14 protein-coding genes are annotated in these 15,731 nt (G+C 39.8%); 10 read left to right on the top strand and 4 right to left on the bottom strand.

Translation table 11 applies throughout. The features are described from left to right. Positions 1-34 precede the first annotated feature (34 nt). From IGJ52_RS12905 to rpsN, 3 genes are all read right to left on the bottom strand, one after another. Entirely contained in the window at positions 35-1,009 is a 975-nt protein-coding gene (locus IGJ52_RS12905) for a CobW family GTP-binding protein (RefSeq protein ID WP_002383182.1), read from the bottom strand. A gap of 15 nt (positions 1,010-1,024) precedes the next feature. Further along, positions 1,025-1,174, bottom strand: coding sequence for a 50S ribosomal protein L33 (gene rpmG / locus IGJ52_RS12900; RefSeq protein WP_002354818.1), 150 nt, complete (start codon positions 1,172-1,174; stop codon positions 1,025-1,027). A gap of 110 nt (positions 1,175-1,284) precedes the next feature. Continuing rightward, positions 1,285-1,554: a 30S ribosomal protein S14 gene (gene rpsN, locus IGJ52_RS12895; protein WP_010816853.1), complete on the bottom strand. Its 270-nt coding sequence runs from the start codon at positions 1,552-1,554 to the stop codon at positions 1,285-1,287. 200 nt (positions 1,555-1,754) lie between these two features. On the opposite strand from rpsN, the gene IGJ52_RS12890 reads away from it, so the two are divergent. The 8 genes from IGJ52_RS12890 to lrgB all read left to right on the top strand — a co-directional run bounded on the left by IGJ52_RS12890 (position 1,755) and on the right by lrgB (position 8,558). Continuing rightward, positions 1,755-2,153, top strand: a complete 399-nt coding sequence (locus tag IGJ52_RS12890; protein WP_002394733.1) for an OsmC family protein — start codon at positions 1,755-1,757, stop codon at positions 2,151-2,153. A gap of 362 nt (positions 2,154-2,515) precedes the next feature. Next, a complete protein-coding gene (locus IGJ52_RS12885) occupies positions 2,516-3,238 on the top strand; it encodes a methionine ABC transporter ATP-binding protein (RefSeq protein WP_002354824.1) in 723 nt (240 codons plus the stop codon). Continuing rightward, on the top strand, positions 3,235-3,906 hold the full coding sequence (locus IGJ52_RS12880; RefSeq protein WP_002368484.1) for a methionine ABC transporter permease: 672 nt from the start codon (positions 3,235-3,237) through the stop codon (positions 3,904-3,906). The genes IGJ52_RS12885 and IGJ52_RS12880 overlap by 4 nt, the downstream gene beginning before the upstream one ends. 12 nt (positions 3,907-3,918) lie before the next feature. Next, positions 3,919-4,737: a MetQ/NlpA family ABC transporter substrate-binding protein gene (locus IGJ52_RS12875; protein WP_002383186.1), complete on the top strand. Its 819-nt coding sequence runs from the start codon at positions 3,919-3,921 to the stop codon at positions 4,735-4,737. Positions 4,738-4,828: 91 nt separating this feature from the next. Further along, positions 4,829-6,598, top strand: a complete 1,770-nt coding sequence (locus IGJ52_RS12870) for a sensor histidine kinase (protein ID WP_002367484.1) — start codon at positions 4,829-4,831, stop codon at positions 6,596-6,598. Then, on the top strand, positions 6,579-7,307 hold the full coding sequence (locus IGJ52_RS12865; protein WP_002367483.1) for a LytR/AlgR family response regulator transcription factor: 729 nt from the start codon (positions 6,579-6,581) through the stop codon (positions 7,305-7,307). The genes IGJ52_RS12870 and IGJ52_RS12865 overlap by 20 nt, the downstream gene beginning before the upstream one ends. Positions 7,308-7,458: 151 nt before the next feature. Next, on the top strand, positions 7,459-7,878 hold the full coding sequence (gene lrgA / locus IGJ52_RS12860; protein WP_002354829.1) for an antiholin-like murein hydrolase modulator LrgA: 420 nt from the start codon (positions 7,459-7,461) through the stop codon (positions 7,876-7,878). Next, positions 7,875-8,558, top strand: coding sequence for an antiholin-like protein LrgB (gene lrgB, locus IGJ52_RS12855; RefSeq protein WP_002354830.1), 684 nt, complete (start codon positions 7,875-7,877; stop codon positions 8,556-8,558). The genes lrgA and lrgB overlap by 4 nt, the downstream gene beginning before the upstream one ends. Positions 8,559-8,769: 211 nt before the next feature. Here lrgB and IGJ52_RS12850 read toward each other — a convergent pair whose 3' ends face one another. Further along, on the bottom strand, positions 8,770-9,315 hold the full coding sequence (locus IGJ52_RS12850) for a cysteine hydrolase family protein (protein WP_002383189.1): 546 nt from the start codon (positions 9,313-9,315) through the stop codon (positions 8,770-8,772). Between the two features lie 165 nt (positions 9,316-9,480). Between IGJ52_RS12850 and IGJ52_RS12845 the strand changes: the two genes are divergently transcribed. Next, positions 9,481-10,494, top strand: coding sequence for an alpha/beta hydrolase (locus tag IGJ52_RS12845; RefSeq protein ID WP_438792164.1), 1,014 nt, complete (start codon positions 9,481-9,483; stop codon positions 10,492-10,494). A gap of 367 nt (positions 10,495-10,861) precedes the next feature. Next, positions 10,862-15,721, top strand: a complete 4,860-nt coding sequence (locus IGJ52_RS12840; protein ID WP_438792163.1) for a hypothetical protein — start codon at positions 10,862-10,864, stop codon at positions 15,719-15,721. Positions 15,722-15,731: the final 10 nt, after the last annotated feature.

Here is a 15,731-nt window from a genome sequence, read left to right as displayed (position 1 = left end):
TATATATAGGACCTCCATTTCGTAAAAAAATAATTTACGGAGTAGCTATTTTGTTGAGGGTTTGAAAGGTTTCTTGAATTTTTTTTGTCTCTAATTCTTTGCCAATCAGAACAATTGTCGTTTCTTGAGGGGGTTGATTCGTCATTTGAAAGGCCACTTGCTGGTTGACGCCTTGCATGGCAATGGCCAAGTCATGCTCCTGTAAGGCGAGAATCCCTTTGAAACGGTATAACTTTTCTTGATGCGTATACATTAACCAATCAAGCCAACGAGTGAAAAGAGGTTCGTTGAGGGCTGAGGACGCCGTTAGCGTGAGGGAGTGAAAGGTATGGTGATGATGCTCGTGGGCGTGCTCATGCGGGGAATGAGTCATTTCGTGTTCTGTAAGTGTTGCCGTAAACTTATTTAATTGAAAAAAGTCACTAGCCAAAAGGGGCTCGTTGGCTTGAAAGGATAAAATATCAGCAAAAGGATTAATGGTACGAAGGGTTTCTTGGAACGTTGGTAGCTGAGTGATGTCTGCTGGTTCCTTGACAGAAAAAAAGAGGCGATCTGCTAAGGCCAGTTGTTTGATGGCTTCGGTTTCTTGAAGTTGCTGTTGCCAATGATGCCCATCAACGACCGTTAAGAGACTGTCTATATAGAAATGATTTTTGATGTGCGGGGTCGTTAAAATTGTTTGAATGATTGGTTGCGGATCAGCAATGCCCGTTGTTTCTAAAATGACTTGGGCAACGGTTTGTTGTTCTTCTTGGTACACTTCTAAGATTGCTGATAAAGAGGCAAGAAGATCTCCTCGTAAGCTGCAACACATGCACCCATTATTTAATTGAATAATTCGTTCCGTGGTTTGTAAAAGTAATGCGTGGTCAACGCCTGTTTGACCAAATTCATTTTCAATAATAATAATTTCTTCTTTAGGAAACGGTGACTGCGCAAGCGCATGGTTAATTAAGGTTGTTTTTCCTGCGCCTAAAAAGCCAGAAACAATGGTGATTGGAATGCCCATCAAGTTTCCCTCCTGTTATTTGACTTCAGTGAAAAGTGCACGGCGCCGTAATTTTGGTGAATATTTTTTCAGCTGTAATTTTTCTGGTGTATTTCGTTTGTTTTTACTTGTTAAGTAAAGGCGCTCGCCAGTTTCAGCGCAAGCTAACGTAATGGTTTGGCGCATAGTTCCGTCCTCCAATTTGATTTTTTTAATTGCGTATAAAAGATAAAGGGGGCTGCGAGGTCAGCCCAAAGGCGACTGTCCTCGCTAGTTGTCTTTATCGAAATAATGAGTTACCAGCTTGCTTTTTTGACGCCAGGAATCAAGCCTTGGTGAGCCAATTCACGGAAACGAATCCGCGACATGCCAAATTTACGCATGTAGCCACGTGGGCGCCCATCTGTTTGATCGCGGAGTTTTAAGCGACTTGGATGAGCATCTTTTGGCAATTTGTTAAGACCTTCATAATCGCCAGCTTCTTTTAAGGCTTGGCGAATAGGCGCATATTTTGCAATCATTGCTTGTTGTTTTTTTGCTTTAGCAATTTTTGATTTTTTAGCCATAAGGCACTTCCTTTCTTTTTGGATTTATAAAATCTAAATCGTAATGGTTACGATTTGAACGGAAGTATATTATCAGGTGTTGCGTTGTTTGTCAAGTGAGAATTTCGTTTTTTTTAGGACTTGCTAAGTTGAGAAGTTAGAAATGTTTGTTTTAGCGCTGTTTTGTAGTATCTTTTAAGAAAGAGTAAAAAGGAGTGAAGATGGCAATGGTAGAACGTTTGACGATTATTCGTGGTGTGGAAAAATTTGAATTACAAACGAAAACAGCGCGCTGGGTGTTAGCAAAAGAAGAGGGATACTCGCCAGTTCAAATGCTCGTTTCGGCAATTGGCGCTTGTGGGGGGTACGTGTATCAATCCGTTTTGGAAAATTCGCACATTCCCTTTGAGTTTGAAAAAATAGAAGTCACGTATTCAAGAGAAGTAGAGAGACGCGCACAACCATTAAAACAGGTGACGATTCTCTTTTATGTGTCTGTTCCAGAAGCCTTTCAAGCACGGGCGACACGGTGTTTGAAGCTTGTCTCCCCAAACTGTCCAGTGATTCAATCATTAGCTGAAAGAATTACTGTCGAAGAAACAGTTGTATTTAAAAAGTAAACCATTAGAGACATTATCGTTACGAGCGCTTTTCCCTTTTTGGATGCCTCGTTTCTGAGAATGTCTTTTTTTAGTAGGAGCGTGGGGAAATAGCTGTAGAAACAGGAAATTTTTAATTCATTTGTACAAAATAATACAGACAAAAAACAGATAGTGTTTTTTTCACAAATAAAAAGGTTGCTTTTTTTTCTGTTTTAGTAGATGATGTAAGTAGTTACATCTCTGATATACCGCTGTTTTTCGAAACGTGTGTTATTTTTTAATTCGTAATAGTTTTTTTAAATCGTTTCACAGAATTACTTTAATTGTTATACAGTTTTTTTAGTTGTTATAGTTTGTTTGTCGGCCTTTAGGAGGTAATCATGATTGAGTTAGTGAATGTGTCGAAAGTCTATCAAGAGACACACGCGTTAAAAAATATTCACTTTTCTGTCCAACCAGGAGAAATCGTTGGGATTGTTGGGAAAAGTGGCTCTGGCAAGTCCACGTTGTTACGTTTGTTGAATTTAATGGAACAACCGAGTGAAGGGGAGATTCGTATTGATGGCAGAAATGTTCAAACCTTCTCTAAAAAAGAAGTTCGCCAGCAGCAACAACAAATGGGGATGGTGTTTCAGCATTACAATTTGTTAGAAAATTTGAAAATTTATGATAATGTTGCGTTGCCTTTGAAACTTTTAAAAGAGAAACAGCCTGAAAAAATTGAGCGTTTATTAACGTTTGTTGATATGGCCCATAAGGCAGAAGCGTATCCTGCTCAGCTTTCTGGTGGGGAAAAACAGCGTGTCTCTATTGCTCGAGCGTTGAGCCGTAATCCAAAATGGTTATTATGTGACGAGGCAACGAGTTCATTAGATGAAGAAAATACAGAAAGTGTCGTTCGACTATTACATAAGACGCATCAGGAATTCCGACCGACTATTTTCTTTGTCAGTCACGAATTAGAAACCGTGAAGCGCTTATGTAATCGTATCTTAGTGATGGAAAAAGGTCAGTTAATTGGCGAATTTCTGAATAATCCTCAGCAATATGAGGAAGAACCGCTTTCCTATTTAGAAAAAGTGGAAAGGAGTTTGCGTCCATGACTTTTTCAGAAACCTTTGCCGAATATTGGCCATCTATGCTGGTGGGTTTAAAAGAAACAGGGATTATGATGTCGATTTCGATGGCTATCTGTTTGCTTGTCGGCTTGCCTTTAGGCTTAGGACTATTTTTGGCTAATCCGAAAGTCAAAGGGCATCAACCTTGGCTGTACTGGGTTTTAAATTTCATTGTAACTGTTATTCGCTCGTTTCCTTATTTATTATTTGTGATTGCGTTGATTCCAGTCACTCGTTCTGTTTTAGGAAAGGCGTTTGGCCCAATTCCTTCCTCTGTGCCATTGAGTATTGTTGCGATCGCGATTTTTGCTCGCTTGGTTGAACAAGTGCTGTTGGATGTTCCAGAAGAAATTTATTTTTTAGCTAATTCGTTAGGTACCTCGAAAGTCCAATACATTTGGCACTTTTTATTGGTGGAAGCACGTAGTGGATTAGTCCTTGCTTACACAACCACGACAGTGAGTATGGTTTCATATTCCACGGTGATGGGTGTTGTTGGTGGCGGCGGGATTGGCGATTTTGCAGTTCGTGTCGGGTATCAACGTTATGAATACGGTATTATGTATGTTGCCATTGTGATTATGATTGCACTGGTCTTCATTTTACAAATGCTTGGGAACTTCATTGCCCAAAAACTAGACAAAAGAAAGTAGGAGGACAAAAGAATGAAGAAGTTTTATTTAGCAACATTCGCTGTTATTGCAACAGTCATTTTAGCTGCCTGTGGGGGAAATAAACAAGCAGATCAGAAAAAAGACAAGGAGATTACCGTTGCCGTGCAATTGGAATCTTCAAAAGATATCTTGGAAATTGCCAAGAAAGAAGCTGAGAAAAAAGGGTACAAAATTAACATTATGGAAGTGAGCGACAATGTTGCCTACAACGATGCCGTGCAACATGACGAAGCGGATGCCAATTTTGCCCAACATGAACCATTTATGGAAATGTTTAACAAAGAGAAAAAAGCTGATTTAGTGGCTGTGCAACCGATTTATTATTTTGCTGGTGGTTTCTATTCAAAAGAATACCAAGATGCGAAAGATTTACCTGAAAATGCCAAAGTGGGGATTCCTAGCGATCCAACCAATGAAGGCCGTGCTTTAGCAATTTTAAATGCAAACGGCGTGATTAAATTAAAAGAAGGTGTCGGCTTTAACGGCACGGTGGCAGATGTCGTGGAAAATCCTAAAAACATTACTTTTGAAAGCATTGATTTACTGAATTTAGCTAAAGCCTATGATGAAAAAGACATCGCTATGGTGTTCTGCTACCCAGCCTACTTAGAACCTGCTGGTTTAACAACGAAAGATGCGATCTTGTTAGAAGATGAAGAAGCAAGTAAACATTACGCATTACAAGTTGTGACACGTAAAGGCGAAAAAGATAGCGAAAAGATCAAGGTTTTAAAAGAAGCGATGACAACAAAAGAAGTTGCTGAATACATCAAGAAAAATTCTAAAGGCGCCAATATCCCTGCGTTTTAATGAATAGAAAAAATGAAGCCTCTTTTTTGAGAAGCTTCATTTTTTTCTTTTCCTTGATTTATAGTATAGTTAATAGGAAGGAGGTGCCGGTGTGGTCGAATTATTTATTTTAATGATGGAACGGGTGGGCTTAATTATTTTACTGGCCTTTCTTTTAGTGAATGTGCCTTATTTTAAGCGTGTTTTATTAAGTCGTGAAAAAATGTCTTCAAAAGTTCAGTTGATTTTGATTTTTGGTTTATTTGCTATTATTTCTAATTTTACAGGTATCGAAATCGCTAAGAATCAGATTGTTCCCAATAATTTACTAACCTATTTAAGCAGCAATGCTTCCATTGCGAATACGCGTACGTTAGTAATTGGCGTTTCTGGATTAGTAGGTGGTCCGATTGTCGGCAGTACGGTTGGTTTAATTGCTGGCTTTCATCGGGTTATTCAAGGCGGGGGGCATAGTTTCTTTTATGTGCCTGCTTCTTTAATTGTTGGCTTAATTGCCGGTTTTTTAGGGAGCCGCATGGCAAAGCAAACCGTTTTTCCGTCTGCCGGCTTTTCTGCCATTGTCGGAGCGTGTATGGAAATGATTCAAATGATTTTTATTTTCTTTTTCAGCGGTGATCTAGCGGATGGGGCTACGTTGGTTCGTTTTATTGCGCTGCCGATGATTTTGTTAAATAGCGTAGGAACGTTTATTTTTATGTCGATTCTAACGACGACATTGAAACAAGAAGAGCAGGCCAAAGCGGTTCAGACGCACGATGTTTTGGAATTAGCAGCGGAAACACTGCCATATTTTCGAGAAGGCCTCAATAAAAATTCCAGCAAAAAAGTTGCGGAGATTATTAAGCATTATACAAAAGTCAGTGCGATTAGCATGACAAACAGTCATCAAATTTTAGCTCATGTTGGCGCAGGAAGCGATCATCATATTCCAGAGCTAGAAGTCATCACGGAGCTTTCTCGGGAAGTGTTACGGACGGGCCAAATGACCATCGCGCATGCCAAAGAAGAAGTTGGTTGTTCGGACCCTAATTGTCCGTTGCAAGCGGCGATTGTGATTCCATTATTTTCCCATCAGCAAATTGTTGGCACCTTAAAAATGTATTTTACGGATCCAGCGCAGTTAACGCATGTCGAGGAGCAGTTAGCAGAAGGTCTTGGGACAATTTTTTCTTCACAAATTGAATTAGGTGAAGCGGAAGTACAATCAAAATTACTTAAAGAAGCTGAAATTAAATCCTTGCAAGCGCAAGTGAACCCACATTTCTTCTTTAATGCCATCAATACTATTTCCGCATTAATGCGGAAAGACAGTGAAAAAGCGCGGAAACTATTGCTCCAATTAAGTAAATACTTTCGAGGCAACTTACAGGGAGCCGTGCAAACTACGATCCCAGTTTCACAAGAACTAGAACAAGTAAAAGCCTACTTATCATTAGAACAAGCACGGTTTCCGAATCGTTATCAAGTAACATTTGACGTGGAAGAAGCGGTTGCTTCAGAAAAAGTACCGCCGTATGCGATTCAGGTGTTAGTGGAAAATACCATCAAGCATGCATTTGGCAGCCGGAAGGAGAACAATCAAGTTCGGGTAGTGGTCAAAGCAAAACAACACAAATTACATGTGGATGTGTATGACAATGGGCAAGGGATTCCTGAAGAACGCCGCTTGTTATTAGGAAAGACGACAGTGACTTCGGAAAAAGGCACCGGCACGGCACTGGAAAACTTGTCCCGCAGAATGGCGAACCTTTATGGATCAGAAGGTTGTTTTTTAATTGAAAATTTAGAGACAGGCGGGAGCCATGTTCATTTAGAAATCCCGATGGAACAGGAGGAATTAGATGCACGTATTAATCGTTGATGATGAACCCTTAGCACGAGAAGAATTGAGTTATCTTGTTTCCCAACATCCGCAAGTGACGAGCGTTGCAGAAGCGGATTCTGTGGCGGAGGCAATGGAAGAGATGATGGATCAAAAGCCAGATTTGTTATTTTTAGATATTCATTTGACCGATGAAAGCGGGTTTGATTTAGCGGAAAAATTAACTCATCTTAAAAAAGCGCCCTACTTGGTCTTTGCAACCGCCTATGATCAATATGCGTTAAAGGCCTTTCAAGTGAATGCAAAAGATTATATTTTGAAACCTTTTGAAGAAGAAAAAATAACACAAGTCATTGAAAAAGCATCGAAAGAAATGGGTCAAGCTGTCCCAGAAAACACTGCCGAAAAAGGACCAAAATCTGAAGCAATACCTATTCAAGGGGAAGACCGCATTTATCTTGTGGCGCCAGAAGATATTTACCTCGTTTCTGTCGAAGAACGGCAACTGAGCATTTTTGTAGATCAACAGGTCTACAAGATGACAGGGACCCTCAACAGTATCGAACAGAAATTACCTGCCACGCTCTTTATTAAAACGCATCGAAGTTTCATCTTGAATCGAACAAAAATTCAAGAAATTCAGCCGTGGTTTAATAACACGTTGCAAGTAATTTTAACCAACGGCTCAAAAGTACCTGTTAGCCGTTCATATGTCAAAGAATTTAAAGAAAAACTTGGCTTAAGTTAAAAAATCACCACTTGAAATGTCGAATGCATTTCAAGTGGTGATTTTTGCATTTGGTGAAGAAATTCTGGCATTTCATGAAAAAAAGCCCTTAAAAAAACGTTTTCTTTATATACTTAACCCATAGAAAACAGACAAAAGGGAGCGAAGAAGAATGGAAAAGAAAGTATATTCATTTTTACAACAAGCAGCAGTTTTTGCCATTATTATGTTAATCGCCAACGGCTTGGCGTTCATTTCCCCAATACCAATGCCTGCTTCAGTAATTGGCATGGTGTTATTGTTCATTGGTTTATGTACAAAAGTTGTTAAATTGGAGCAAGTGGAAGGGCTAGGTAATAGCTTATCAACGGTTATTACATTTTTATTTGTTCCTTCAGGGATTTCCTTAGTTAATTCTTTAGGGATTATGCAACAATTTGGCGTTCAAATTGTTTTTGTTATTTTAGTAGCGACACTAGCGTTACTAGCAACGACTGGTTGGACGGGCGCCTTTTTATTGCATATGAAAGATGCTCGAAAAGAAAAAGAACCCGCAGCAACGAAGAAAGCGAAAGGAGAGGTTCGCGCATGAATCCGTATGTTGGTATTATTATTTCATTAGCTGTATTTGGCATAGGTACTTGGTTGTTTAAAAAAAGTAAAGGTTTCTTCTTATTTACGCCATTATTCGTTGCGATGATTTTAGGCGTTGTCGTTTTAAAAGTAACAGGAATTAGTTACGAGCAATACAATGAAGGTGGCAAATATATCAGCTTCTTTCTAGAGCCTGCGACAGTAGCGTTTGCGATTCCTTTATATAAAAAGAGAGACGTGTTGAAAAAATATTGGTTAGAAATTTTAACGGCGTTAACAATTGGTTCTTTTGGTTCGCTAGTGGCTGTTTATTTTGCAGGAAAAGTGATTGGCATGGATAATCATTTAGTGGCCTCAATCTTACCACAAGCAGCTACAACAGCGATTGCCGTACCTATTTCTCAAACTGTTGGCGGCATTGCTTCTATTACGGCGTTTACCGTAATCTTCAATGGTGTACTAACCTATGCCTTGGGTCGAATTGCATTGAAATGGTTTAAGATTAACAATCCAATCGCCAAAGGTTTAGCTTTAGGTGCGGCCGGACATGCCCTAGGTGTGGCAGTTGGCATGGAAATGGGTGAAACAGAGGCTGCTATGGCTAGTATTTCTGTCGTAGTGGTTGGTGTAGTTACTGTTTTAGTGGTTCCTTTCTTTGCAACGGTCATTGGTCTATAAAAAGTGGGCTTCCCCACTTTTTATGAGTAGCTAATTTCTATCAACTAACAGTCTCTGCTTATTCTGTGAATGCTAGTTATCACTAATCCGCAGGCTCGGAGTTAAAATGAGTGTAAAAAAGCCAACCTTATCCATAGTAAGGTTGGCTTTTGTGTTGTTTACAGGATTTTTTGAATATAGATAGGGCGCACGGAAGGATTGACTAGTCTTTTTATAGAATGGTTGCTCCTAAAGTTTGTTTAAAGTGGCGTAACGCCCATTCGTGTCCTTGTTCATCAAAACTAGCAACGGCGCGTTCAGGAATCATTAATTGATAGCCTAAATTATAGGCATCGACAGCCGTATGCAACACGCAAATATCTGTACAAACACCAGTTAAACAAAGCTCTGTAATTCCTCGTTCTCGTAACCGAATGTCCAAATCCGTGCCACTAAAAGCAGAATAGTGCCGTTTGTCCATCCAATAAACGGTTGCCTCATTTTTGTGAGCTTGATAAAAATCAGCTAGCGAGCCAAACAGATTACGCCCGTCAGTTCCTAAGACATTGTGGGGCGGGAAAAGTTTATTTTCAGGATGATAGTGATCTAGGGGATCATGCCCATCAATGGCAAAAACCACAAAATCGCCATTGTCAAAATAGTGCTTTGTTTGTTGAACAAGGGCCGTTTCAATGGCTTGTCCAGCGGCACCAGTGGTTAGTTTTCCGTCTGTGGCGACAAAATCATTCGTATAATCAATGGAAATCAGAGCTTTCATTTGGCAACCTCCTAAAGGTTAAAGTCATTTTGTTCATTTTACAGCTTTTAAGAGGGCATTTCAAATGATAAAAGTACATCAAATTCTAAAAAAGCTGTTTCAAAATAAACGCTTTGGCTAAAAAACATGCTATAATTTTGCTACAAATTAAAGCAGGTGAATAGAGTGAAAAGAAAAATCGTACGTTTTATCCTTTGGTTGTTAGGAATCCTTGTGGTTATTTGCTTAGGTGTGTTTCTCGCCTTTCAATTATCTCCTAAGCCAGGCGCTTGGGTCATCAACCAGTTATTCGCAGGCGAAGTTGAAATAAAAGATTCAGCTTCCTATGATAAAGCATTGCCCAATGTTCAATTGCAAGAAAATCAAACATACCCTTCTTCAAGAAAAAAGAATACCTTTGATTTGTATTATCCCCAAGCGTCAAAAAAAGCGGTACCAGTCGTTTTATGGGTCCATGGTGGTGGCTATGTGGGAGGAGATAAGTCTGGGATGAAAGAGTTTGCGACACGTTTAGTGGCTGATTCCTCAGTTGCCTTTATTTCAATGAATTATGAATTAGCACCAGACGCACCTTATCCAAGCCAGCTCCAGCAGGTCGATGAACTTGTTCAATTTTTATTAGAAAAGAAACAAGCATATCCCATGTTAGATTTATCTAAGCTTTTTATTGGCGGGGACAGTGCGGGTGCACAGATTGCTCTACAATATGCAACAGTTCAAACCAATGCCAACTATGCCAAAGAATTAGGTATGACTGCAGCGTTGCCAGCTAACCATTTAAAAGGTACACTCTCGTATTGTGGTCCGGTGGATTTGAAACAAATGGCCAACCAACAAAGTGATAATCGTTTTATGAAATTTTTCGTTAAAACAGTGGCTTGGTCCTTGCTCGGCACTAAAGATTGGCAGACGAGCGCGGAACTGCAAGAAGTGAGTTTAGTGGATAAAGTCACCAAAGAATTTCCCCCGACGTATCTAACAGATGGCAATAGTTTTTCATTCCAAGAGCAAGGACTAGCCTTGGTTCAGCGGTTAAAAACTTTAAATGTTCCAGTTTCAGCTCTCTTTTTCAAAGATAAGAAAGCAACGATCACCCACGAATATCAATTCGACTATCAAACAAAAGAAGCTAAACAATGTTACCAAGAAACAGTCCAGTTTGTGAATACGTATAAATAAACAGAGGCCTTAGAAATATTTCTAAGGCCTCTGTTTATTTATTTTTGTCATTTTTTTAGCTGGGAAATATGTATAAATTAAACAAAAATGTTTATTTAATGATGTTTACATGAGAAAAAATCCGTGCTATACTACGAACTCGTTTGTTAATTTTAATGTTAAAAAACAACGTTTTTGTTATTTTTGTGAACAAATTAACATTTTATCTTACAGAAAATAGCAAAAAATTCGTTTAGTTAACAAAAAGAAAATTAAAAAATAAATTTTTTTTTTGAAATTAAGAAAATATCTTTAAAAAAATCAGAAGAAAACTTCGTATACTTGAGCCATAGGTTGGTTGTGGAAAGTTTACTTCGAGGGAGGAGTGATGAAGTTAATGAAAAAGAAAATCGCTGTTTTATTGGCAACTTGTTTACTTGTACAACCGTTTTTATCTGTTTCAGCGTGGGCGATTGAAGAGGAGCAACAAACGGAACGTACGCAGACACAGCCAAAAACAGCAGAAACCAGTACAAGTGAAGCAACAAAAGAAAGCAGCGCACATTCTACAGAACAGTCATCAATGACGGAATCTAGTGCTATCACAGAAAAAGTAACCACCTCTTCCACAGAAACAAAACCAAGCGAAGAGCAGAAGCAAATCACCTTGACCTTTGAAACAACGGATCAAGCTTTGTTTCTAAATGATGCCAAAAGTTATCAAGTGGTAAAAGAAAAAAATCAGCCACTTCGGACAGAAGAATTACCAAAATGGGCGAATAGTGAGGAAAATGCGACTTTCGTTGGCTGGTCTTATCAAGGAAAAACATATACAAATGAAGAACTTCTTCAATTAGAGTTTTCAGAAGATACACAACTTACGGCTGTCTTTAAACAGAAACTGACACGCATGGCCAGAGCTATCTCAGTTGATCAGTCCATTGCGGACACAATTGCTCCTGCAGATAAAACAAAAGTGATTGTTGTGCCAAGTCCAGCAGGAGATGGAGCAGCGTACAAAGAATATGCATCGACAGAGGCTGGCTTGAAAGAAGCCTTGTTTGATTTGTATCAACAGGGAAACAATGGCGATTTCACTCTTTATATAGGAAACAATATTACGACGAGTGCGGCGACCACCGCTAAAGTGATTCCTGACACCGTTACGGCAAGTAATATGACTTTTTACGCCTTGCAAGGCAAGGTCAATCATTTAGTGATTACTGGAAACAGTGCAGATCCGATTAGTATGGATCAAACGGCGCCAACGGGTTCTAAGACGTTAGGATTTAATCAAAATATCTTTTTTGGCTCAAACATCACTTTGAGAAATCTAAACTATACAGGTACGAATATGTATTTAAATGGTTACAGTTTGAACTTGAATGGCGGCTCTAGTGGAAACGGTCTGACCGTATACGGTGGAACGGATACAGGAGATGTTTCAGGAAACCCAACTTTAACAGTAAATAGTACAGGTACAGGGACATGGAATTTCTATGGCGGAAACCAAAATGGTGGTAATTTAGCTGGAAATCCTACGATTGTTATTAACAATACACGGAGCGGACTAAATACATTAAGTGGGGGCGCCAATATTGGGACAGTGACTGGGAATACTTCATTGGTTGTCAATGATTCTGGTGGCAGAATTGCTTCAATTTATGGGGGCGGTTATGGAACCAACGCAACCAACACAGCGAATGTTACTGGTAACGTCTCAACAAAGGTTGCAATTACGAATGCTACTACAGGTTTCCAACTAAGTACGTATTATGGCGGTGTTCAATACGGAAATATTGGTGGAAAAGTAACAAACGATATTTCTGGATATGGCCGTTGGTATACAGCGGGACAACGTTTTATTGGTGGCTCTTCCCGCGGCGATATAGGAACGAATCGTGCGACTGATGGAATTACTACAAATTTAAATACACAGTTGTATAGTGCGGGTCGTGCAGATTTTGAAGGAGGCAACCAATATTCTGGAACGATCATCGGAAATATTACGAATGTGGTTACAGCAGGAACGAATACCGCTGGTGGTATTAATGATTTTAACGGCGGTGCTGGTAACAATGTTTCAAAATTTAACAAGAGTCAAATTGGGGCCTCAAATGAAGCAACGTATGATGCTTATACACCACAGCAAAGAGCAGAATTAGCCAAATCGGCAGCAGCTTTTAAAGTTTTCGGAAATATTTCTTCTAAATTAGTCAGCGGTTCGTTTAATAATGGTGCAATTTATTCAACTGCAGCTGGCCGCGGCGGCTATATTGAAGGAAATACAACAATTGAAGTGGGAACAGCGAATGGTGATGGGTCTTTAGGTGGCGATGGTATGGCTTATTCAGGCGCAAAACCGACAAGCTTAGATTATTCAACGACCAATAAAAGTCGTGGGTATAATTCAGGTTGGGATATTGTTGGTGGCGGCGGCTATCCTGCTAGTAATGATACTTGGGATATCTATATAAAAGGAGATACTAAGACTGTTTTAAATAATACCATTGCTCGCTGGACATATGGTGGCTCTTTTTCAGGTGTTGTTGAAGGCAATACTTCTAACACATTGAATGGCGGGATTGCTGACACATTAGAAGGAACAGGCTATCAAGCAGCTCGAGTTTATGGAAACGGTCAAACAATTGTTAATAATGGCCAAGTCGATTGGTTTCTTTCAGGCGGTGGCTGGAATGATGCCAAAAATGTTGGGAATGTCGGCGTAACGGTTTATGAAGGAGTAATTAATGCTTCGATGGGCGCTTCTTATGGAGCAAGCGGTGGCCATACAATTACTGGTAATTCAGACAATCGCATCTACGGAGGAAATTTCTCAGGAACTCCTCGGACAGGCGCGAACGGTTTTTCAGGTGGTATTACCAATGCGGGCTCACTTCTTGGAAATGCCAAACTCTTAATTGATTTAAGAAACTACAACGGAGAGTTTAAGTTGCCTGGTAATACCTACATTACTGGTGGTCGGCCCTATGGTCAAAATACGACACTAGGAACGGATGAATCAAACACAATTACTTTAAATATTTTCACTAAAACAGGTGTGGAATCTCTAAATGGGGCCAGCATTTACGGTGATGGTGGAACCAATGCTGCGTATACCAAGAACGGCAAGATTACAATGAATATTCAAGCAGCGGGTTCTAGTATTGGAAATTTATATGCAACACAGTATTCCAATATCAGTGGCGGAAAAATTTTACGTGATGTTACCGCAAATGTTCAAGGTGCAGTTAGTATTAACGGTTTATCCGGTGGTTCATCAACAGATAATTTTACTAATGCAATTGTGAATGCTAGTTCAAATAAAGTGGCCTTTAACTTTGGGACTAACGTTGACGGCACCAATAACTATCAAACAGAACCACTAAATGCGACAGGCTTAGGCGTTGTCAACTTTACGGAATTGAATGTCACCAATGGCATTAAATTAATGGCTAATGGTGGGAACATCAAAAATGGCGTTTCTGCTACTGCCGCGAACCACAGTACGACTTACAATGAATTCGGATCAATTCATCTATCTAAAAACGCTGGAATTGGGATCACCAACACAGCCAATTTAATTTCAGCTAGCAAACTAACGGTTCAGGATCATGCAACATTAGAAACAATTCCTGGTACAGGTAAGGTAAACATTGCGGATTTTGAAGCCGTCGATCCAACAAAAGATGAACTTTTATGGATTAAACCAACGACAGATACAACTGCTTTGGTGGATAGCACAGGGACTTGGTTTGGAAATGTCAAAGCCTATCAGGTCTTAACGATTAATCCAACGGTCAATAATGCTACAAAACTTACGCCAACAACGTTTCATGGGATTGAAAAAGCGACTGGAAAAACATTTATTGGCGATAACGATGTGACCAAGGGTGCCAATGGCTATGGGATAGCAATTCCTGGCTCTATCATCGATTATGAAGTGGAAAACCCTGGAATTGTGGCAGGTGCAGGTACTATTTCTCATGATGTAAAAGAGGTCAAAGCTGGCAATGCGCCGTTAACCTTACAAGCGTGGGGCACCGAAGTAGCTGGACAAAAAGTTCAAAAAGGACGTTTGATGATTCCGACCTCAAGTACTTTAACACCAACCCTAAGCTTCCTTCCTGACGAAGTAACAGGTTCTTGGTTGCACCAAGGAACGGTTAAATCTAGTGAAGTTGGGAGCACGATAGAGCAAATTCCAGAGCAGAAAGATACCACCCCGCTTTCATGGAAAGCAACGAATACGAACTACAGTTATCAGGTAAAAGTTCAATTTTCAAATAAAGTGGAACTTTCAGGGCAATCGGTGATTGTCACAGAAGATGAGGCAGCGCAACTAACGACTGTCGATAAAGTAATAGAAATGCTTGGCGCAAAAGGTCGGCCGTTTTTCAAAACCTCATTAAAAGAGACGGATTTACCACAAATCCAAGCGCCGTTAGCAGAAAAAACTGTATCGCGGACACATGATATTCAATTAGAAGCAGGGACGTCAGGAGATAATTTGCAAAACAAAACGGTTCATTTAGTTGTTGTGAAAAATGAAAGTGTCCTTGCCAAAGATCGTTCGTTTGCCTTGTATGCGACAAGTGCGCATTTGAAATTAAAAGAAGCAAATGGCTTAACGAATTCAGACGAGTTGGCACAATGGACACAAGCAACGGTGATTTTCGCAGATGGTCGGGCCAATCAAACACCAAGTCTTGATGCCGCAACCTTCCAAGCCATTCAGCAAGCGAAACCAGAAGAATTAGCCAAAACAGTGCCAGCCAATTATCAATTTACAGAAGCTGGTGAAACGTTAAATAAAAAAATCAATGTGTCTATTTCAGGTGAATTAACGTTAGAAAAAGTACCTAAAACAATTGATTTTGGCAAACAAAAAATTTCTGCCAAGCCAGAAGTTTACTGGCCAACTCTTTCAGATGATTTAGTCGTTCAAGACACACGCGGGACAGAAAGTACGCCTTGGAAACTGAATGTTCAGGTAACGAATCCCTTAACGAACGGCACAGATCAATTGGAAGATTTGTCATTGGTTACAGACAAAGGAGAATTTTTACTCAATAAAGGAGATACGGTTGTTACAGAAAATGAAGGCTCCGGTTCAGGTAGTTATACAATTAACCAAGGTTGGGGTGCGGCAAACCAACGGGGACTTAAACTATCTGTGCCAGTCGAGAAACAAAAAGTTGGCGAATTCAAAGGGACATTGTCATGGTCATTAGTCATGGCACCATAACAAGGAGGAG

Origin of the sequence: Enterococcus sp. DIV1758 (assembly GCF_051711985.1) — a bacterium.
Classification (GTDB): Bacteria; Bacillota; Bacilli; order Lactobacillales; family Enterococcaceae; genus Enterococcus; species Enterococcus faecalis.
Note: the sequence above shows the minus strand (reverse complement) of the source record. Positions and strands in the feature narration are given on the sequence as shown.